At 31.7% G+C, this 22,090-nt stretch carries 17 protein-coding genes; 7 read left to right on the top strand and 10 right to left on the bottom strand.

Annotated features, from left to right (window positions below; translation table 11 throughout):
- Positions 1-80 precede the first annotated feature (80 nt).
- The 4 genes from L0U77_RS05540 to L0U77_RS05525 all read left to right on the top strand — a co-directional run bounded on the left by L0U77_RS05540 (position 81) and on the right by L0U77_RS05525 (position 3,834).
- The gene (locus L0U77_RS05540; protein WP_233884228.1) at positions 81-608 is read left to right on the top strand and encodes a YkgJ family cysteine cluster protein; all 528 of its coding nucleotides are present in this window, start codon (positions 81-83) and stop codon (positions 606-608) included.
- A 210-nt stretch (positions 609-818) separates the two neighbouring features.
- On the top strand, positions 819-1,511 hold the full coding sequence (locus L0U77_RS05535) for a toxin-antitoxin system YwqK family antitoxin (RefSeq protein WP_233900859.1): 693 nt from the start codon (positions 819-821) through the stop codon (positions 1,509-1,511).
- A gap of 159 nt (positions 1,512-1,670) precedes the next feature.
- Complete coding sequence (mnmA, locus tag L0U77_RS05530) at positions 1,671-2,858, top strand: tRNA 2-thiouridine(34) synthase MnmA (RefSeq protein WP_233900858.1); 1,188 nt, start codon at positions 1,671-1,673, stop codon at positions 2,856-2,858.
- Between the two features lie 34 nt (positions 2,859-2,892).
- The gene (locus tag L0U77_RS05525; protein ID WP_233900857.1) at positions 2,893-3,834 is read left to right on the top strand and encodes an NAD(P)H-dependent flavin oxidoreductase; all 942 of its coding nucleotides are present in this window, start codon (positions 2,893-2,895) and stop codon (positions 3,832-3,834) included.
- 595 nt (positions 3,835-4,429) lie between these two features.
- On the opposite strand, the gene ribB is transcribed toward L0U77_RS05525, so the two are convergent.
- From ribB to tpx, 6 genes are all read right to left on the bottom strand, one after another.
- Positions 4,430-5,581 (bottom strand): 3,4-dihydroxy-2-butanone-4-phosphate synthase, encoded by a 1,152-nt coding sequence (gene ribB / locus L0U77_RS05520; protein ID WP_193699848.1) that lies wholly within the window; start codon positions 5,579-5,581, stop codon positions 4,430-4,432.
- Positions 5,582-5,583: 2 nt separating this feature from the next.
- On the bottom strand, positions 5,584-7,035 hold the full coding sequence (locus L0U77_RS05515; protein WP_233884225.1) for an LptF/LptG family permease: 1,452 nt from the start codon (positions 7,033-7,035) through the stop codon (positions 5,584-5,586).
- Positions 7,036-7,171: 136 nt separating this feature from the next.
- On the bottom strand, positions 7,172-7,822 hold the full coding sequence (lolA1, locus tag L0U77_RS05510) for an outer membrane lipoprotein periplasmic chaperone LolA1 (protein ID WP_101916957.1): 651 nt from the start codon (positions 7,820-7,822) through the stop codon (positions 7,172-7,174).
- Between the two features lie 101 nt (positions 7,823-7,923).
- Positions 7,924-10,824 carry a DNA translocase FtsK gene (locus L0U77_RS05505; protein WP_233900856.1) on the bottom strand — a complete coding sequence of 967 codons (2,901 nt, stop codon included), beginning with the start codon at positions 10,822-10,824 and terminating at the stop codon, positions 7,924-7,926.
- 27 nt (positions 10,825-10,851) lie between these two features.
- Positions 10,852-11,232 (bottom strand): diacylglycerol kinase family protein, encoded by a 381-nt coding sequence (locus L0U77_RS05500; protein WP_233884222.1) that lies wholly within the window; start codon positions 11,230-11,232, stop codon positions 10,852-10,854.
- Positions 11,233-11,238: 6 nt separating this feature from the next.
- A complete protein-coding gene (gene tpx / locus L0U77_RS05495; protein ID WP_101916959.1) occupies positions 11,239-11,736 on the bottom strand; it encodes a thiol peroxidase in 498 nt (165 codons plus the stop codon).
- Between the two features lie 123 nt (positions 11,737-11,859).
- Here tpx and L0U77_RS05490 point away from each other — a divergent pair, with 123 nt between their 5' ends.
- Positions 11,860-13,254, top strand: a complete 1,395-nt coding sequence (locus L0U77_RS05490) for an MATE family efflux transporter (protein WP_145993203.1) — start codon at positions 11,860-11,862, stop codon at positions 13,252-13,254.
- 21 nt (positions 13,255-13,275) lie between these two features.
- Positions 13,276-13,500 (top strand): hypothetical protein, encoded by a 225-nt coding sequence (locus L0U77_RS05485; protein ID WP_058885356.1) that lies wholly within the window; start codon positions 13,276-13,278, stop codon positions 13,498-13,500.
- Between the two features lie 73 nt (positions 13,501-13,573).
- Here L0U77_RS05485 and L0U77_RS05480 read toward each other — a convergent pair whose 3' ends face one another.
- Positions 13,574-15,781 carry an endonuclease MutS2 gene (locus L0U77_RS05480; RefSeq protein ID WP_233900855.1) on the bottom strand — a complete coding sequence of 736 codons (2,208 nt, stop codon included), beginning with the start codon at positions 15,779-15,781 and terminating at the stop codon, positions 13,574-13,576.
- A 37-nt stretch (positions 15,782-15,818) separates the two neighbouring features.
- Here L0U77_RS05480 and ung point away from each other — a divergent pair, with 37 nt between their 5' ends.
- Positions 15,819-16,481, top strand: a complete 663-nt coding sequence (gene ung, locus L0U77_RS05475; protein ID WP_233897744.1) for a uracil-DNA glycosylase — start codon at positions 15,819-15,821, stop codon at positions 16,479-16,481.
- On the opposite strand, the gene L0U77_RS05470 is transcribed toward ung, so the two are convergent.
- From L0U77_RS05470 to secA, 3 genes are all read right to left on the bottom strand, one after another.
- Positions 16,468-17,499 (bottom strand): glycosyltransferase family protein, encoded by a 1,032-nt coding sequence (locus L0U77_RS05470; RefSeq protein WP_233897743.1) that lies wholly within the window; start codon positions 17,497-17,499, stop codon positions 16,468-16,470. The two genes, ung and L0U77_RS05470, sit on opposite strands and share 14 nt — an antisense overlap.
- Before the next feature lie 14 nt (positions 17,500-17,513).
- Positions 17,514-18,383 (bottom strand): UDP-2,3-diacylglucosamine diphosphatase, encoded by an 870-nt coding sequence (locus L0U77_RS05465; protein ID WP_233897741.1) that lies wholly within the window; start codon positions 18,381-18,383, stop codon positions 17,514-17,516.
- Positions 18,384-18,612: 229 nt separating this feature from the next.
- The gene (secA, locus tag L0U77_RS05460; RefSeq protein WP_101916963.1) at positions 18,613-21,966 is read right to left on the bottom strand and encodes a preprotein translocase subunit SecA; all 3,354 of its coding nucleotides are present in this window, start codon (positions 21,964-21,966) and stop codon (positions 18,613-18,615) included.
- Between the last annotated feature and the right edge of the window lie 124 nt (positions 21,967-22,090).

Here is a 22,090-nt window from a genome sequence, read left to right as displayed (position 1 = left end):
ATTTATTTTGATTTTCTATTTTGATTTTGACTCGCTGTATTTAAACTGATTCTAACAATTTATATGACTATTTTTGCACTATGGATAAAGATTTAGAGAACTTAGAGAAGTTAGCAAAAGACGTAGAGAAGGAGAATAAAAAATATTTTGCAACCATAAAAAAACGAGTACCTAAAAACTTCGATGTTGTCGTACAAGATTTGCACGACAAGGAGTTTGCAAAAACCGATTGTTTAGATTGTGGGAACTGTTGTAAAACAACCAGCCCTATTTTTACGGATAAAGATACTGAGCGTATTGCCAAGCATTTAAGAATGAAAGTTCGTGATTTTGAATCTCAATATTTAGAGCGAGATCAAGATGATTTTATGGTACTAAAAACAGCACCGTGTTCATTTTTAGATGAACGTGATAATTCTTGTTTTATTTATGATGTTCGCCCAAAAGCGTGTTCAGAATATCCTCATACAAACCGTAAAAAGTTTATCCAAATTTCAGATTTAACGATTGCAAATACGGCTATTTGTCCTGCAACTTATCGAATTGTAGAAGAATTAAAAAAACGTTTACCAGTTCATTCTAACGAAAAAATTAAAAGATTAGGATAATTGAAGCTTATTTTTCTTTAATTTCTTCGATTAATAATTACGAATCAAAAGCTATTTAGCGCTATTTATCAATTTTAATGATACATACGTTAAGTAGCTTTTTCTATTTGGTATGATTTATGTATTTTTGAACTTATTGTTTTTCATGTTTTTTTTGATAAATAAACTGAAAATCAGCTTGAAAATAATTAATCCATAAAAAAAACAGCAATGTTATATTCTAAAAATAAAACAATATTACTTCTTTTAATAGCTACTTTTTTTATGATTTCTGTAAATGCTCAGAAATTAAATAAACTGGATGCTAACGGAAAAAGAACTGGTGTTTGGAAAAAATTATATCCCAATGGAAAAACGCGCTATACAGGAACTTTTCAAAATGGAAAAGAGGTAGGTGTTTTTAAATTTTATGATATAAATTCATCATCACAACCAAGCATCACAAAAACTTTTGTAAACGGTACTGCTACGGTTAAATTCTATAATAAACTCGGAAAGGTAAAAACACAAGGTAAGATGATTGGTAAAAATCGTATTGGAAAATGGAATTATTATTTTTCAAATGGCAAACCTTTTTCCCAAGAAAATTATACAAACGGAAAGTTAGATGGTGAACTTATAAATTATTATCCGAATGGAAAAATTACCCAACAAATAAGCTATAAAAATGGGTTGAAAAATGGCGTTTCTAAAACATTTACCGATGCTGGAATTTTAATTGAAGAAGTACTTTATCTAAATGATAAGTTGGAAGGAAAAGCGAAATATTACGATTTGAAAGGAAATATCAAAGAAGAAGGCGTTTATCAAAAAGGAAAAAGAGTCGGGAAATGGGAGTTTTATATGGACGGTGAAAAAGTCGATAAAAAGAAAACTAGAAAATTAACCGACCTAAAAAATTAATCAAGATTTTATCAAAAGAAAATAAAAAAAAATAGTTGAAATTATAAAAAAACAATAGTAGTATCAATTTAATTGATGTTAGTATTGGTTTTTTCCATTGTAGAAACTTCCCAAAAAACAGAAACTTATTCGTAAATTTGTGGCTTACAAAAGTAAAAAATGAAAAGAGTAGTAGTAGGACTTTCGGGAGGTGTAGATAGTAGCGTAACGGCGTATTTGTTAAAAGAACAAGGCTATGAAGTTATCGGCTTATTTATGAAAAATTGGCACGATGATTCGGTTACAATTTCCGATGAATGTCCGTGGTTAGAAGATAGCAATGATGCAATGCTTGTTGCTGAAAAATTAGGAATCCCATTTCAAACAGTGGATTTAAGCGATCAATATAAAGAACGTATTGTCGATTATATGTTCAGTGAATACGAAAAAGGACGTACGCCAAATCCTGATATTTTATGTAATCGAGAAATTAAATTTGATGTTTTTATGGACATCGCTTTAAGTTTAGGAGCAGATTATGTAGCAACAGGACATTATTGCCGAAAATCAGAAGAAATTATTGATGACAAAGCAGTTTATAAATTACTAGCAGGAAAGGATTCGAATAAAGACCAATCGTATTTTTTATGTCAATTATCGCAGAAACAGCTTGAAAAAGCTATGTTTCCAATCGGTGAATTAACAAAACCCGAAGTGCGAGAAATTGCTCAAAAAGCCGATTTAATTACTGCCGATAAAAAAGATTCTCAAGGATTATGTTTTATCGGAAAAGTACGTTTACCCGATTTTTTACAGCAAAAATTACAACCCAAAGAAGGTGTAATTGTCCAAGTTCCAGCAAGTTTTGAACCGTATAATCGTGAAACTCCATCTTTTGAAAATAAAGAAGCTGAATTAGCTTATTTCGCAACAAAATTTTCTTACAAAAAAGAAAGTGGAAAAACAGTTGGTAAGCATCAAGGGGCACATTATTTTACCAAAGGACAGCGAAAAGGCTTAAATGTTGGCGGAATAAAAGAAGCATTATATGTTATCGAAACCGATGTGCATGAAAATATCATTTATACAGGAGAAGGTAAAAATCACGCAGGTTTATATCGAAATGTATTGTTTGTTTCTAATGAAGAATTGCATTGGATTCGTCAAGATTTAGCATTAAAAACAGGCGAAACGATGCAAGTAGAAGCAAGAATACGCTATCGTCAAAAATTAGAAAAAGCAACTTTGCATAAAGTTGAAAGTGGCTTATATGTCGAATTTGAAAATAAACAATCAGCAATTCAAGAAGGACAATTTGTCGCTTGGTATATAAATGAAGAATTGTTAGGCTCAGGAGTAATATCTTAATATTTTTTGTGAATTTTTATAAAATTTAAAAAAAATGCAAAATAAAATAACACAACTTTTCAAGATAAAATATCCAATTATTCAAGGTGGAATGGTGTGGATTTCTGGTTGGAAATTAGCTTCCGCAGTTTCTAATGCAGGCGGTTTGGGATTAATCGGCGCAGGGTCGATGTATCCTGATATTTTGCGTGAACATATTCAAAAATGTAAAAAAGCAACCGATAAACCTTTCGGTGTAAATGTACCAATGTTATATCCTGATATTGAAAAAATCATCAATATTATCATTGAAGAAGGCGTTAAAATTGTTTTTACATCCGCAGGAAATCCAAAAACTTGGACAGCCTTTTTAAAAGAAAAAGGAATTACCGTAGTGCATGTAGTCAGTTCTGTAAAGTTTGCTTTAAAAGCAGAAGAATCAGGTGTTGATGCTATTGTTTGTGAAGGTTTTGAAGCGGGAGGACATAATGGAAGAGAAGAAACAACTACGCTTACATTAATTCCGATGGTTAAAGAAAAAGTACAAATTCCTGTAATTTCGGCAGGCGGAATTTCATCAGGAAAAAGTATGTTGGCAACCATGATTTTAGGAGCTGACGGCGTTCAAATAGGAAGTCGTTTTGCGGCAACTTTTGAATCGTCAGCACATGCTAATTTTAAAGAGAAAATTATTGCTGTTCAAGATGGTGATACACAACTAACATTAAAAGAATTAGCACCTGTTCGCTTGATTAAAAATAAATTTTATCAAGATATTCAGGAATTATATCAGCAAAAAGCAACCGTTTTAGAACTCAAAGAATTATTAGGAAGAGCAAGAGCCAAAAAAGGAATGTTTCAAGGCGATTTAAACGAAGGAGAACTTGAAATTGGTCAAGTTGCTGGGTTAATTCATCAAATTAAATCCGCCAAAGAAGTTTTAGATGAAATTGTTACAGAGTTTGAACAGCTTAAAAAAGCTGTGCAATTGTTATAATTTTTTTTGAAGCAATTTCCCGCTTTCCGCACTCGCTTTTTTTTGAAGAAAAATCAAAAAAAGAGCTCAAACAAAGCTTCAATCGGGGCTAGGGATTTGAGTTTTATTTTAACTTTTTTACAAGTTATTTTATTTAAGTTCAAAAATATCAGAGCCTGTTTAAATTTCATCTAAAAAAGTTTTATAACAGAAAAATAGTATGGCAAGGGGTTAAAACCCCTTGTTTTAAAATAAAAATGTGTCAAAGGGATTTTATTTCAGTTTCCCATCCTAATTTGCCAGAATTTTTAGCTTTTTTTGTGATTTTAGCTTTTTTTAACAAGGGGTTTTAACCCCTTGCCGTCATTTTTTGCCACTATATTTTTTTCAGATGATTTTGTCAATTCGAGTGATTTTAATGAATAAAAGGAATTAAAATTGTATCGAGAATTTGAATTTTTATGTTGATGAATTTGATACTAAAAAGTTCTCGATACAATTTTTTTGAAGGAAAAAAATCACTCGAACTGACAGTTTATTTAATTTTTAAACAGACTTTAAAATAAAAAAAAGGAAGCTATTTAAAGCTTCCTTTTTTATCTTATAAAATAAGTTTTTAATAATTTACATAATCAACAATTTCCAAACCATATCCGATAATACCGACACGTTTGGTTTGTTGGCTGTTAGAAACTAAGCGTAATTTATGAATTTTTAAATCGTGTAATATTTGCGCTCCGATACCAAAATCTTTAGAATCCATGATAACTTTAGGAGCTTTCATTTCTCCATTCGCTTGATTTTCTTGTAATAAATTCAATCTTTTGAGTAAGTTTAGCGCTTGACTCTGCTGATTGATAAATAAAATAGCTCCTTTTCCTTGGTCGTTTACAAGCTTGAACATTTGATCTAACTTTTTATCGGCATTACTGGTTAGTGTACCAAGAATATCGTTATTAATTAAGGTAGAATTTATACGTGTTAAAACAGGTTCATTATGGTTCCAAGTTCCTTTTGTTAAAGCGATATGTATTTGATTATTCGTAGTTTGTTCGTAGGCTCTTAAACGAAAATCACCAAAACGGGTTTGAATATCAAAATCTTCTTTTTTCTCAATTAAAGAATCATGTTCCATTCTGTAGGCTACTAAATCTTCAATAGAAACGATTTTTAAATCGAACTTTTTGGCAACTTTTAAAAGCTCTGGTAAACGTGCCATTGTACCATCTTCATTCATTATTTCAACAATAACTCCTGCGGGTTGTAATCCTGCTAAACGAGCAAAATCAACAGCTGCTTCGGTATGTCCTGTTCTTCTTAAAACACCACCGTTTTTGGCTCTTAAAGGAAAAATATGACCAGGACGCGCAAGGTCAAAAGGTTTTGTTTCTGGGTTGATTAACGCTTGTATAGTAAGGGCTCTATCGGCAGCAGAAATACCTGTGGTTACGCCTTTTCCTCGTAAATCTACCGAAACCGTAAAACCAGTTTCCATCGGGTCGGTATTATTATGAACCATCATATTTAATGATAATTCATCACAACGATTCTCGGTAAGTGGCGTACAAATTAAGCCTCTACCGTGGGTTGCCATAAAATTAATCATCTCTGGAGTTACTTTGTCTGCCGCTGCTAAAAAATCGCCTTCATTCTCACGGTCTTCATCATCTACGACAATAATTACTTTTCCATCTTTAATATCTTGAATCGCTTCTTCAATAGAATTTAATTCAACTTTGCTGGTTTTAGTGGATGTTTGTGTTGTCATTTTTATGTTGTTTTCTCTTTTTTAGAGAATATGTTTTTAAATAAGTTACTAATCGGGATAAGAATAAAACTTTTAAAGTCAAATAAACCTTTATCTTTACTGGCTCTAATTGTTAATATGATAGCCAAAGGTAGCATTAAAAATACACTTAGCCAAGAACCTGTGATAGCAGTTAGTGAGCTTTCTTCTGCAAGATTTCTCCCAAAAGTGTTGGTGAAAAAATAGAGAACATAAATAGCAATTGCTAAAATCATTGGCAATCCCATACCACCTTTTCTGATGATAGAACCTAAAGGTGCACCTATAAAAAATAACAATAAACAAGAAAGTGAAAAGGCAACTCGATTATAAAATTCGATATCGTATAAATTTAAGTATTTTCGTTTTCTTTTTAAGGTTTCTTTATTCGAATCATGATTATTGATACTGCGTTCAATTTTGGAACTAGCACCATTTAAGATATTTTGTTGTTCAATAAGATTGAAATTATCAAGCACATTTTTAGCTACTTTTTTATTTACTAAAGAATCAGGATATGCGTGTAAATCTTTTATATCGAGGCTTAAAAATAAATTTTTGGCTCTACTAGCAATAAAAGCATCATAATTAACTTTTAATGTAGGAATAGTGTCTTTTAGTTGATTGATGCTCAGCATATTGTATTGAGTCTTGTATCGTTCTTCTTCTAAGTTTCCACCGCTTAATGATGAAATATCAATATTAATAGTATATTCATCAAAAGAGGCTTGTGAGGCGGGCATTTTTTGACGTTCTTTAAGAGGTGCGCCATTTCGAACATGATGTTCAAAATAGTAGCCATCTTCTAAAACAAGGGTCATATATCGGCTACCTTCTTCGGATAAAATTTCTCCTTTTTTAGCGGTGATAATTTTATTATTTCCTTTTTTAGCCGATAAATCATAAATCATTACATTTTTTAACAGATTTTCTTTTTCACCGTATTTTTCATCAAATTTAATTTGAAAATTGGGTAATTCAGTATTAAAACTTCCTGCAACTAAGGCGATAGCGGGTTGTTTCTTTTTGATGTTTACGCGCATATTTAGTTGTTTTAACATTGCGTACGGATACACATTGTTTAAAAACAGAAAATTTAATCCACTTAAAAAGAGTGTTAAAATAACCAAAGGACGTACCATTCTAGGCAATGAAATTCCTGCTGATTTGGTCGCAGCAAATTCATAATTTTCGGATAAACTTCCAAGCGTCATAATAGAGGAGAGTAAAACTCCGATAGGTAGCGCCTGTGGCGTAACAAGTAATGTCGTATACCAAAGGAATTTTAAGATAATTCCGATACTAATTCCTTTTCCTGCAAAACTATCAAAAGCAAGCCATAAAGCCTGCATTACCAATACAAATAGTATGATTAAGAAAGTTGCTAAAAAAGGCTGTAAGAAGCTTTTTAAAATATATTTGTCTAATGTTTTCACAGAAGCAAAGGTAAGTAGGTTAGTGGTGTAAATAAAAAAAGTTTTGTGAATAAATTTTATTTATTCACAAAACGTACTATTAAATATAATATTTAGTGATGTTTTTATAATTGAACATCAATTTTATTTATTTTAATTAGTCTATAAAATAACCTTGTTTTAAATATTTTTGTTTGTCAAATGAAAATAAATTACTTGAAATAGGTTGATTACTTTTAAATTTTACGATAGTAAAAGTTGTTTCAGCACCGTTTGAACCTATTTGAATTAACTTATAAATATGTTTTGTTTTAGCATCGATACCAAGCATTACTTTTACAATATCAGAATTACTATCTATTGGAAATAAATCTACAAATTGGACTTTTCGTCCGTTATTATTCTTTAATTTTCCCATCGAAAAAGTATAGCCTTTCTTATAGAATGTCAATAATTTAGAAGGATAAATAAAGCCATCATCTTCTAAATCGCTATCAGAAATGGTTATTTCTTTTTCATCCTGATTGATAACCACAAGTTTATTTCCATCAAAAATAAAATTATTACCCAGATAGTTTAGGTTATATTTTTCACCAGCGAGTTTAATTTCGCCACGGATAGGGGTATCATTTGTAATTCCTGCTTCTTTGTTGATTAAAGAAGAATTAAAATCGATAAACATATTGGAATAAGCACCCATTTTGTTGGCTACTTGGTCTAATAATTCTTTAGCTTGAGAAGAGGTATTTTGACCGATTGTGTTAAAACTTATAAATAATGCAATTCCTATTAATGCTAATTTTCTCATGTATGTATATTTAATTTTTCCTGTTCTATAACAGGAGTATTTTTATAAGTATGCGTTATAATTCTTGATTATTAGGTACACTTTTAATACTTTAGAAATCGTTATTTTATTTCGTCTTCTAATAATTTTTCTAGTGCGATAAAATCAGGAATTAAAACCTTTCTTGCTTTACTTCCTTCAAAAGGACCTACAATACCAGCGGCTTCTAATTGGTCAATAATTCGACCTGCTCTATTGTATCCTAATTTCAACTTTCGTTGCAATAAAGATGCCGAACCTTGTTGTGCGGTAATAATAACTTCCGCCGCAGTTTTAAATAATTTATCTCTATCATCAATATTGCTATCAAGATTTGTGCCAGTTTCTTCGCCAACATATTCTGGTAATAAATATGCTTCAGGATATGCGCGTTGCGAGCCAATAAAGTCGGTTATTTTTTCTACTTCAGGCGTGTCGACAAAAGCACATTGAATACGAATTAAATTATTTCCTCCAGAATACAGCATATCTCCACGACCAATTAATTGATCGGCTCCAGGAGCATCTAAAATAGTTCTTGAATCTATTTTAGAAGTTACTCTAAAGGCGATTCTAGCAGGGAAATTGGCTTTAATAATTCCTGTAATTACGTTTACAGAAGGTCTTTGTGTCGCTACAATTAAATGAATTCCAATGGCACGTGCTAATTGTGCTAAACGGGCAATTGGCGTTTCTACTTCTTTACCAGCGGTCATAATTAAATCGGCAAATTCATCAATTACCAATACGATATACGGTAAAAATTTATGCCCATTTTCAGGGTTTAATTTTCGAGCTTTAAACTTTACATTATACTCTTTAATATTACGAACCATGGCATTTTTAAGCAAGTCGTAACGAGCATCCATTTCCATACAAAGTGAATTTAAGGTATGTACAACTTTGGTGGTATCGGTAATAATTGCTTCTTCTGAATCGGGTAATTTTGCTAAATAATGACGTTCAATTTTATTAAATAATGTCAATTCTACTTTCTTCGGATCGACCAAAACGAACTTTACTTCCGCAGGATGTTTTTTATATAAAAGAGATGTTAATACGGCGTTTAATCCAACTGATTTTCCTTGTCCTGTTGCACCAGCCATTAATAAGTGAGGCATTTTAGCTAAATCAACCACAAGTGTTTCGTTGGAAATAGTTTTTCCTAAAGCAATTGGGAGTTCCATTTCACTTTCTTGAAATTTCTTTGAAGAAATAGCAGAATGCATAGAAACAATAGTCGATTTTTTATTAGGAACTTCAATACCAATAGTTCCTTTTCCAGGAATTGGAGCAATAATTCGGATTCCTAAAGCCGATAGCGAAAGGGCAATATCGTCTTCTAAATTTTTAATTTTCGAAATTCGAACTCCTGCATTTGGTACAATTTCATATAAAGTAATGGTAGGTCCTACGGTTGCTTTAATTTCAGAAATTCCAATTTTATAGTTTTGAAGCGTGGTTACGATTCGTTTTTTATTGGCTTCTAATTCTTCGGGATCTATAGAAATAACTTCGTTATATTCTTTTAACAAATTAAAGTCAGGAAATTTAAAATGTCCTAAATCTAAGGTTGGATCAAACTCACCAAAATCGTTTACCAATTGGTCTGATAAGTTTTCAGTAACACTTTTTTCTTCAGAATTTTGTTCAACAGCAACTTTAATTTCTTTTATTGTTTCTTCAGGAACTTCAATTTTAGGAGTATCGTTAGGTATTTCTGATATTGTTTTTACTGTTTCAGGTTGTGTTTTTTCTGCGGTTATTTCAGGTGTTATTTTTTGTGTTTCGGATTGTTTTTCAGTTTCTTTTTCAACGGTTTTTTCTTCTGATGGTACTATGTTTTTTTCGTTGATTTCATTACTTTTATTTTCAGGAATCAAAGGTTCATCTAAAGTTTCTTCAGATATTTCAGGTATTTTGCTTATGGTTTCTGTTGGGTTTTCTTTTACAATTTCTGTTGGAGTTTCTTCATAAGAAGGTTCTTCAATAGGAAAATCAACAGTAATAGGTGTATCTTCTAACGCTTCATTAACTGATGCTCTATCAACTAAATATTCATTTATTAACGCTTCATTTTCGGAATTTCTATCTACTGATGCTTCAATTTTTTGTGTTGATATTTTTACTTCAGCAGTATTTTCAATAATATTTTCAGCGGTATTTTCTGGTATATTATTGTTGTGTTCAACGGGTGCTTCAAAATTAGGAATCGGTGTTTGAGTACTTGTTTCTTGTCTTTCTTGTCTTTTTTCGATGGTTTCATCAATTATGATGTTCCTATTTTCGGCAGTAGTTGGTTGGTTGGTTTTAAAGTTTTGGTTGTTTAAACTTTCGTTTCTTAAATTTTCTTTTAGTTCGTTCTTTTTAAGTTGATTTTCTTGAACTATTTTTATTTTCTGATTAATTTTTTCAGGTGTAATTTTAAATCTGATAATTAGATAGGCAATCAACCAAAAAAACAGTAAAATAATAACGCCTGTTTTTCCTAAAAATGTTTGAAAATAAGCATTTAATTCAAAGCCTATAATTCCAGGTAAAATGGCGTTTTTAGGTGCTGAAAAACCTAAGGTAATTGCAATCCATAACATGATTAATAACGACCAATTCCAAGAGGTTATTATTTTCCTTAAATTGGTTTGTAATAAAATTCGAGCTCCTGTAAAAAACAGAGCGACAGGTATCAGAAAAGCACCTAAACCAAAGCCTTTATAAATAAAAAAATTACTTAAAATAGCGCCTATTTTTCCTAATAAATTTTTGGTAACAATTGTTTTATCGGAAAATTCTGATAACGTGCTTTGATCTTCTTGCCAAGAGAAGAAAAAGGAAATAAAAGCAACGATTAAGAATATCGAAAAAAGCACTAAAAAAGCGCCTAAAATAGTTACGTTTTGTTTTTTCGAGAAAAAAGAAGCAAGTTTAGTTCTAAAAAAATTAATTTTAGATTGATTCTTTAGTGTCGGTATCTTTCTTTTTGCCATGTATTTATGTTAGAAATAAATTGAAAGCTACAATATAGCTATTATTTTAGGAAGGTAGATTATTCCAGCAATAATCAAGGAAGTTAGTGCCGCAAAAGCTGGAGCTCCTGCGGCAATATCTTTTATGAATCCTATTTTTTCATGATACTCAGGATGTATAAAGTCAGCTATTTTTTCAACAGCTGTATTTAAAGCCTCTGCTACTAAAACAACACCGATAATCAAACATTGAATTAACCATTGTGTTATCGATATGTTAAAATACCAGCCCAAACAAGTTGCTAAAAAGCCAAAAAAAAGCTGTGTTTTAATACTATCTTCCGTAGTAATTAGAAGCCACATTCCTTTAAAGGCAAAGGTTACACTACGTAATCTTCCTTTTATAAAGCCATCATTTGGGTTTTTCATATAATATTATAAGGCGCTTAAAGCAGCTTGATAATTTGGTTCATCAGCAATTTCGCTTACTTGCTCGGTATGGGTAATTGTTCCGTTTTCGTCAATAATAACGATAGCACGAGAATGTAAACCTGCTAAAGGACCATTTTTAATCTCTAAACCGTAATTTTTTCCAAAATTTCCTGTTGAAAAATCAGATAACATAACCACGTTTTCAATTCCTTCAGCGCCACAAAAACGACCTTGAGCAAAAGGTAAATCTCTAGAAATACATAAAACTTTAGTGTTTTCTAAGTTGGCAACTTTTTCATTAAATTCTCTTACAGATGTTGCACAGGTTCCTGTATCAACACTAGGGAAAATGTTTAAAATTAATCGGCTTCCCGAGAAATCTGCTAATTTTTTAATTGATAAATCGGTAGCTACTAAAGCGAAATCAGTTGCTTTACTACCAACTTCTGGTAAATTTCCGATAGTGTCTATTGCGTTTCCTTGTAATGTTATTGAAGCCATTTTGTGTATTTTTTTCGGTATGTTTTATAAAAAACAAAGATAATTAAATTAATTAAAAAATGAAGAAGATAAAGACCTAGCGTATTAAAAAAGTTATCTTCGCGCTTTGATATAATATACGCTTTGAATTTACAACAATATACATCAGAATTTAAATATAATTGGCAACTAGCGGCTCCTGTAATGCTCGGAATGTTAGGGCATACTTTTGTTAGTTTTGTCGATAATATCATGGTTGGTCAATTAGGAACAGCAGAATTGGCAGCGGTTTCTTTGGGAAATAGTTTTATGTTTATTGCCATGTCATTAGGAATTGGATTTTCGACAGCGATTACGCCTTTAATAGCTGAGGCAGATTCTTCTAATAATTTTAAAGAAGCAAAATCAACTTTTAAACATGGGTTGTTTTTATGTACTGTCATTGGAATTTTAATGTTTTTATTATTATTCTTTTCAAAGCCGTTAATGTATTTAATGAAACAGCCTACTGAGGTTGTTGCTTTGGCGATTCCTTATTTAGATTTGGTGGCATTTTCTTTAATTCCGATGATTATTTTTCAGGCATTTAAGCAATTTAGCGATGGTTTATCGATGACTCGCTATCCGATGTATGCTACTATTTTAGGAAATGTTTTAAACGTACTTTTAAATTATTTATTAATTTTCGGGAAGTTTGGTTTTCCAGAAATGGGAATTGTTGGAGCGGCTTACGGAACGTTACTTTCTCGTTTTGTGATGGTTTTACACCTTTGGTGGATGCTAACTCAAAAAGAGCGTTCGAGAGCATTGGTTACGAATATTAAATTTTTTGTATTGGATAAATTAATGCTTCAAAGGATTATTAATTTAGGAACACCAAGTGCGATGCAAATGTTTTTTGAAGTTGGTATTTTCACTGCTGCGATTTGGTTGAGTGGATTATTGGGAAGAAATGCACAAGCGGCAAATCAAATTGCGTTAAATTTATCTTCGATGACTTTCATGGTTGCGATGGGATTAAGCGTTGCTTCGATGATTCGGGTAGGAAATCAAAAAGGTTTGAATAAATTTATAGATTTAAGAAGAATTGCTTTTTCTATTTTTTTATTAGGGATTCTTTTGGCAATCGGATTTGCAACTTTATTTTATTTATTTCATAAATCGCTTCCTAATTTATATATTGATTTAAGCGATGCTGAAAATTATGCCGACAATATGGAAGTAATGAAAACTGCGGCAAACTTATTGATAGCTGCGGCAATTTTTCAAATATCTGACAGTATTCAAGTTGTTGTTTTAGGTGCTTTGCGAGGTTTGCAAGATGTTAAAATTCCAACATTAATTACCTTTATATCGTATTGGGTTATTGGTTTTCCGATTAGTTATTTTTTAGGAACAGCAGAAACCTACGGAAGTTTTGGAATTTGGTTAGGATTATTAGCAGGATTAACTACGGCATCTATTTTATTATTTATTCGATTTAATAGATTATCATTAAAATTAATTAAAGAAAATCCCGAAATTACAGGGAATAAATAAAATATTAATACTACATTTTTTATGGAATTACCTAAATTTTTATTAGCAGATAACAGCAATCACCCCGAAGACGTTTTCGTATTACATACGGAATATCCACGTTTTTTAATCAATTTAAAAGATGATGAAGTAGAGTGGTTTGAAGATTTATCGGGAGAAATGGAAGAAGATATAACAACAGAACTTGCCGATTTAATGGACAAAGCAGGCGAGTTTTATGATAAAGAAATGGAAGGTTTAGAGTAATTTTCAAGATTTTACATTAAGACCTCACAGGTTTTAAAAACCTGTGAGGTCTAATTTTAACTAAATATAAAATTTATTTTTTGGCACGTTCGACCAATTCTAACTGTTCTATTTTTGCTTTGGTTGTAAAAAAACCATAATTGATAAAAACGGAATTTTTTTCAATTTTATCGATAGTTCCTACGGAGTTTCCATCAATTAAACGTACTCTGTCATTTATTTTATAGATATACGAAGCTTTTTCTAGGGCTATTTTTTTGGCTTCTTCTTTTTTCTGTTCTCTAATTTTGATTACTTTTTGAAGCACTTCTTTTTCTGTTTTTTTGATGGCTTCTTTTTGTTTTTGATTGGTAATTAAATCTTGTTTCTTTTCTATTTTAGATAATTTTTTAAGCGGTGCTTTTTTGATGCGTTTCGTATTTTCGATCGCAACCCATTTAAAGAATTCAGTTGATAATTCTTTTTTATTATTGGTTTGAAAATACTTGTTTAACAGCTCGTTCGTTTTTCTTCCTAAAGAAAGCATTCGTTGATTATTGTCGTATAATTCTTGAAAACCAGAGAGTTTGCTTTGTATTTTTTCTTCTTTTTCTTGTAAACTATCGATATGTTCTTGCCCTTTTGATTTTTGTTTAACCAAGCTATCAGACGTTTTTTGTAAGCGATTTCGCTCTTTCTGAAGATTCGAAATTGTTTTATCTAAACGGATTTTTTCAGTTTCAACTCTCTTTTTAGCTCTATTGATAATGCTATATGGAATTCCATTTTTTTGCGCTACTTCAAAAGTAAACGAACTCCCTGCTTGCCCGATAAATAATTTATACAACGGCTCTAAAGTTCGCTCGTCAAACTGCATATTTGCGTTGGTTACATTGTCCAATTCGTTGGCTAAAACCTTTAAATTAGCGTAATGTGTAGTGATAATTCCGAAAGCTTTTCGCTCGTAAAACTCTTCTAAGAAAATCTCCGCTAAAGCGCCTCCTAATTCAGGATCGGAACCTGTACCAAATTCATCAATTAAAAATAGGGTGTTATCGTTACACTTTCTCAAAAACGAACGCATATTTTTAAGGCGATAACTATACGTACTTAATTGATTTTCTATGGATTGATTATCGCCAATATCGGTTAAAATAGTATTGAATAATGTTGTTTCACTGCGTTCATGCACAGGAATTAACAAGCCACTTTGCAACATTAATTGCAATAAACCGATGGTTTTTAACGTAATACTTTTTCCACCAGCATTTGGTCCTGAAATAACAATAATTTGTTGTTTTTCGTCGAGTCGAATGGTTTGCGGAAAGGTTTCTTTATTTTGGTCTTTATTTTTTTTCCATAAAACAGGATGAAATGCATCTTTAAAAAATATCTTTTTTTCTTTTGATATTTTAGGTAATAATCCGTTGATACTTTTGGCATATTTTGCTTTTGCACCTACGGAATCTAAATGCGTTAAAAACACTAAGTATTCTTCTAATAAAGGCGTATAAGGATGAATTTTACTGGCTAAAGCTCTTAATATTTTAACAATTTCTTGTTTTTCATCATAGATTAAATTTTGTAGTTCTCGGCTAAAAGTAAGTGTTGCTTGCGGTGCGATATACACAATTGCACCCGTTTTTGAAGCGCCTAATAAACTTCCTTTTACCTTACGGCGATGCATGGCAGTAACTGCTAAAACTCGTTGATTATCAATAACAGTTTCTTTAATGTCGTCTAAATATCCGTTGGCAATATTTCGTGTTAAAGCGTGCGAAAAACTTTCCGATATTTTACCACGGATATTACCAATATCTTTTCGAAGCTGTTTTAAAACAGGCGAAGCATTATCGGAAACAGTTCCGTGAGCGGTAATTATTTCTTTAATGCTATCTGAAACAAAAGTTGTAAATTGTATTGTATCACTTAAAGAAAACAGCGTAGGGTAGTAGGTTTGAAATTTCTTCAAGAACTTTTTTTGTTCATTGACTGTTTCGGTAACCGTGGCAATTTTTAAAAAAGCATCGGTTTCTAAAAAGCTGTTTTCGATTGTTAATCGTTTTGTTTCTTGGGTGATATCTTCAAAAAAATGATTTGGAAGTCTGTTTTCATTTTCAAAAGAAGCAAGATATTCGTTTACTAAATTTAACTCAAAAAACAGCTGTCTTTTATTTGATATTGGTTGAATTTTTAGGGTTTGTTCTTTTCCTAAATTTGTAATACAATGTGTTGCAACTTGTTCTAAAACTGTTGTAAATTCTAAATCTTGTAGCGTTTTATCTGAAATGTTTTTATTCAAAATAGTATATTTGAAACCGAAGCAAAAATAACAAACAATGGTGTTAAATATTCCTGATAATTGGAAAAATATTTTAAAAACAGAATTAGAGAAACCGTATTTTAAAGATTTAGCTGATTTTGTAGCTTTTGAATTTAAAAAGAATACTTGTTTTCCTGATAAAAAAGATATTTTCAAAGCTTTTACTGATTGTTCTTTTGATGCGTTAAAAGTCGTTATTATTGGACAAGATCCGTATCACGGAAAAGGGCAAGCAAATGGTTTGTGTTTTTCGGTTCAAGATGGCGTTAAGCATCCGCCGTCATTGGTGAATATTTTCAAGGAAATCGAAGCTGATATGCAAATTCCACCGCCTATTTCTGGTGATTTATCTCGTTGGGCAAAGCAGGGAGTTTTGTTGTTAAATGCAACTTTAACGGTTCGAGAAGGCGAGGCAGGAAGTCATCAAAAACAAGGTTGGGAAACCTTTACAGATGCTGTTATTCAAAAAATATCCGAAGAGAAAACGGGCGTGGTTTTTTTACTTTGGGGAAAATTTGCCGAAAAAAAAGGAAGTATCATCAATTTAGAGAAACATATTGTTTTGAAAGCACCGCATCCGTCTCCATTAGGAGCTTGGCGAGGTTGGTTTGGAAGTAAACACTTTTCAAAAACCAATGCATTTTTGAAAAGTGTAAACCAAGAAACTATACAATGGTAGCAACGGGAAGTGTTGTTTGCGAATTGTAATTTTGATTATAATAAGGAGCTAAAACGCTGTCTAAAATATCTTGGGTAGCATCAGGATAATTTACGTTAATAATTTCTTTAGATGCTGTCCATCGAGTAATTTTTAAGACTTGTTTTTTGTTGAAATTTTTTAAAACGGTAACGCCCATTTCTTTTAATGAAAGTGCGTTGCATTGTTGTTCATATTGATTTTTCATCGGAATTACCAATAATTTTTTCTTTAAAAACAAGGCTTCTGCAGGAGTTTCAAAACCTGCTCCACAGATAACGCCTTTACAAGAACTGATGCTTTTCATAAAACTATCGCCATTTATTGGTTTTATAATCACATTATTTTTGATGATATTTTCTTTGGTATGTTTCGAGAATACTTCCCATTTAATATCGTCAATTTTAGAGAGAATTTTGATGATTTTTTTATCACCATAAGCAGGAAGATAGACGGTATAATGTCCTTTATTAACAACAGTGCTATGTCTTATTTTTTTGCGTATGATTGGCGTAAATATTTTTGAGGAATAGCTTTTAAAATGAAATCCGAATTTCTTTTTTACGGGTGCATAATATTTTAAAATAAGTCTTTCTAGCCTAAGCGTTCCATATTTTGGCGCATTTTTATCGAGTACCGCACTTTGATGACTTAATGAAATAATCGGAGTGTTTTTAAATTTGCTAGCCCAAGCGGTTATGGGTTCAAAATCATTAATAATTAAGTCGTATTGTTCTATCGGAACTGATTTAATTTCATTGAATAAATTTTTAAGTTTTGCTTTTTTGATAGTTTCCCAAAAGTCGATACCGCCTTTTTCTCCGAAGATAAAACTCAAACCATAATATTTATATTTCACTTCAAAAGGAAGTGCTAAATCACATTGGTAGCCACTAATTAACACATCGACTTCTCCTTTTTGTTGTAAATAAGGGAGTATTTCAGTAGCTCTACTTGCATGTCCGTTTCCTGTTCCCTGAAAAGCGTATAAAATTTTCATAAGTGTAAATTTTGTTATTTGTTGATGTTAAACTCTTTTAAAAGTTCTTCAAAAAGTTTGTTATTACTACTTTCTGCGTCTAAAAATTCGACTTCATTACTATTTAATCGGTCGTCTAATTTTTGGGCGATTTCATCTTTTTCGTATTCATATAATGACCACGTTTTATCGGTATATTCTAAGGCTGATAAATTTTCAATCCAATCACCAGAGTTTAAATACGTAGTTTCACCTTCTTCATTTTGTATAATTCTTATTTCAGGCTGATGTATATGTCCGCATACTACGTAATCATAATTGCTAGAAATAGCGATGTCTGAAGCCGTTGTTTCAAAATCATTGATGAATTTTACCGCACCTTTTACGCTGTTTTTTATCTTCTTAGAAAAGGATAATTTTCCATATCCGAGTTTGTTGCTAGACCAATTAACGGCAGTATTTATCAGAATTAAAATATTGTAGCCAATGCTTCCTAATTTTGCCAGCCATTTTGAATGTTGCATGGTAACATCAAACACATCGCCATGAAAAAACCAGCCTTTTTTTCCATCAATATCCAGAACGAGTTTATTGACAATTTCAAAACTTCCAAGTCGAAATCCTTTAAATTTTCGAAACATTTCATCATGATTTCCTGTGATGTAATATACTTTTGTTCCCGAGGTGATAAAAGACATTAATTGCTTAATAATCTTCATGTGAGATTTTGGAAAATAACTTTTTTTGAATTGCCAAATATCAATAATATCACCATTTAAAATTAAAATTTTTGGATTTATAGATTTTAAATAATTGTGCAATTCATTGGCACGACATCCGTAAGTACCAAGGTGAAGGTCGGAAATAACGGCAATTTCTAAAGCTCTTTTCGAATTTTTTTTCATCTTTTTTTTCATCTTAAAAAGGATACTTAAACGATATTAACGACACTTGCTGTGTTTTATCAAATATACTTTTTGAATATGTTTTTAAAGAGAATTATTTGTGAAGTATTGGTAATCAAATAGTTTTGTAAATGTAAAAAGTGATTCTAGAATCATTAAAACGATATCTATAAAACCAAAAAAAGCTCAGTTTTCACCGAGCTTTTTTAGATTTTTATACTATATTATTTTAAGAAACCAATACCCAAGTTCCTGCTTCTAATAGCGGAATTGCTTGTTTATATTTCACTTCTTTTTGTTCGCCGTTCATCACATTTTTGATGACAACTTTTTCGTTACGTCCAACTTTCGGTTCTTCACGTACAATTGTTTCTGTAATTGGTAATTCTTCTTGCGTTTGCTGATTACGAGCGCTATTCATCGCTTGTTGCGAAGAATTTTGAACTTCCTCTTTACGAGTATCTAATTGCTGAATTTCTTGTTGTTCAGGAGCTTCTGTTACTTGATCGACATCTTGGCTTGGTAAATGTCCTTTAAATAAGAAAGATAAAACTTCTTTATTTATTGTATCAACCGTTGCTTGAAATAACTCAAAAGCTTCAAATTTATAAACTAATAACGGGTCTTTTTGTTCGTAGGTTGCATTTTGAACGGTTTGTTTTAGTTCGTCCATTTTACGTAAATGATCTTTCCAGTTTTCATCAATAATTGATAACGTAATATTTTTTTCAAAATCGTTCACCAATGATTTTCCTTCCGATTCGTACGCTTCCTTTAAGTTGGTTACCACTTGTAATGTTTTTGAACCATCAGTAAAAGGAACAATGATGCGTTCGTAGCGGTCGCCTTCGGTTTCAAAAACATTTTTGATGACAGGAAAAGCCGTATGTGCGTGTCGTTCGGTATCATTTTTATAATGTGCCGAAACAATAACATATAATTTATCGATTATTTCTTGTGCAGTTAACTTATTGAATTCTTCTTCTGAAAAAGGAGAAGTCATTGCAGAGAAACGAATCAATTCGAACTCGAAATTTTTGTAATCGTTATTGGCTTTATTTTGAGTTACGATAGAATTACAGGTATCATAAATCATGTTGGCGATATCAATCTGTAAACGTTTTCCATCTAAGGCATGACGACGACGTTTGTAAACAAATTCACGTTGTGCATTCATAATGTCATCATATTCTAATAAACGCTTACGAATACCAAAATTGTTTTCCTCGACTTTCTTTTGCGCTCTTTCAATAGATTTTGAAATCATCGAATGTTGAATTACTTCCCCATCTTTTAAGCCCATTCTGTCCATCATTTTGGCAATTCTATCAGAACCAAATAAACGCATTAAATTATCATCCAAAGCCACATAAAATTGGGTTGAACCAACATCTCCCTGACGACCTGCACGACCACGTAACTGACGGTCAACACGACGAGAATCATGACGTTCTGTACCTACAATTGCCAAACCTCCAGAGGCTTTAACTTCTTCGGATAATTTAATATCTGTACCACGACCTGCCATGTTGGTAGCAATGGTTACAATACCAGGTTTTCCAGCTTCGGCAACTACGTCGGCTTCTTTTTTGTGTAATTTTGCATTTAATATATTATGAGGAATTTTACGCATTTGTAACATTCTTCCTAATAATTCTGATATTTCTACGGATGTTGTTCCGATAAGTACTGGACGACCTGCGTTTGATAATTTTACAACATCTTCAATAACGGCGTTGTATTTTTCACGGGTAGTTTTGTAAACTAAATCTTCTTTATCATCTCTTTGGATAGGTCTGTTTGTTGGAATTTCAACAACATCTAATTTATAAATTTCCCAAAATTCTCCAGATTCTGTAATTGCCGTACCTGTCATTCCAGATAATTTGCGATACATTCTAAAGTAATTCTGTAAGGTAACGGTTGCAAAAGTTTGGGTAGCATCTTCGATGTTTACATTTTCTTTTGCTTCTAAGGCTTGATGCAATCCATCAGAATAACGACGACCATCCATAATACGTCCCGTTTGTTCATCAACAATCATTACTTTGTTGTCCATCACTACGTATTCCACATCTTTTTCAAAAACAGTGTATGCTTTTAAAAGTTGATTCATGGTATGAATACGTTCACTTTTTACGCTAAAATCACGATATAACGCTTCTTTTTTATTGGCTTTATCTTCAGGAGCATCATCGCTTTTGTCAATTTGACCAACGATAACACTAATATCAGGCAATACGAAAAATGTATTATTTTGTGTTTTTTCTGATAAATGATTAATTCCTTTATCGGTTAAATCAATTTGATTATTTTTTTCTTCTACGGTAAACCATAATTCGTTATCTACCTGAGGCATTAACTTATTATTGTCTTGCATATAAAAGTTTTCGGTCTTTTGAAGAATTTGTTTGGTTCCTTCTTGAGATAAAAACTTAATTAAGGCTTTATTTTTAGGAAGTCCTCTGTAAACTCTAAATAATAAGAAACCACCTTCTTTTTCGTCGCCAGCTTTTAATAATTTTTTAGCTTCTGCTAAAACGCCTACTAAATATTTATTTTGAATAGCGACTAAGTCGGCAACTAGCGGTTTTAACTCGTTAAATTCATGACGATCTCCTTGTGGTACAGGTCCAGAAATAATTAAAGGGGTACGAGCATCATCAATTAAAACAGAATCGACTTCATCAATAATGGCATAATTAGGCGCTCTTTGTACTAAATCATCTTTTGATGATGCCATATTATCACGTAAATAATCGAAACCAAATTCGTTATTTGTTCCGTAGGTGATATCGGCATTATACGCTTTTCTACGTTCTTCGGAGTTTGGCTGATGAAAATCAACACAATCCGTAGATAATCCGTGGAATTCAAAAATAGGCGCCATCCACGCTCTATCTCGTTTTGCTAAGTAATCATTTACCGTTACAACATGTACACCGTTCCCTGTTAGGGCGTTCAAATAAACGGGTAGGGTAGACACTAATGTTTTCCCTTCACCAGTCATCATTTCGGCAATTTTACCTTGATGTAAAACAGACCCACCAATTAATTGGACATCATAATGAATCATATCCCAAGCAACTTCTTTACCCGCAGCATCCCAAGAACTTGCCCAAAAAGCTTTCTCATCTTGTAAGGTAACGTGGGCTCTTGTTGCTGATAATTCTCTATCAAAAGCAGAAGCGGTTACTTCAACGGCTTCATTTTGAGTAAATCGTTTTGCGGTTTCTTTAACTACGGCAAAAGCTTCAGGCATAATGTCTAATAAAACAGCTTCTGATTTTTCGTATGCTTCGTCTTTTAATTTGTCAATTTTAGTATAAATTTCTTCTTGACGATCGATATCCGCAGTTAAAACTTCTTCTTCTAATTTTGCAATTTCTTGTGTAAAAGATTTTGTAGCATCATTAATTTTAGTTTTAAATTCGATAGTTTTCGTTCGTAATCCATCGTTTGATAAACCACTTAATGAATTTTCGAAATATCGTACTTTTTCAACAATTGGTTGTAAAGATTTGAGGTCTTTTTGTTGTTTATCACCAACAAAAATTTTTAGAATCGAGTTTAACACGCTCATTTTTAAAATATTTTTTTATGACTTATTAACCGTTATTATAAGTCTTTGATAAGTCTATTATAGGTATGTAATTTGATGCTTAAAAGTAAGCAAAAAAAAAGCCTCTTAAAAGAGACTTCTTATA

Source organism: Tenacibaculum piscium (assembly GCF_021390715.1).
GTDB classification, from domain to species: Bacteria; Bacteroidota; Bacteroidia; order Flavobacteriales; family Flavobacteriaceae; genus Polaribacter; species Polaribacter piscius.
This window is presented reverse-complemented; position numbering and strand designations above follow the sequence as displayed.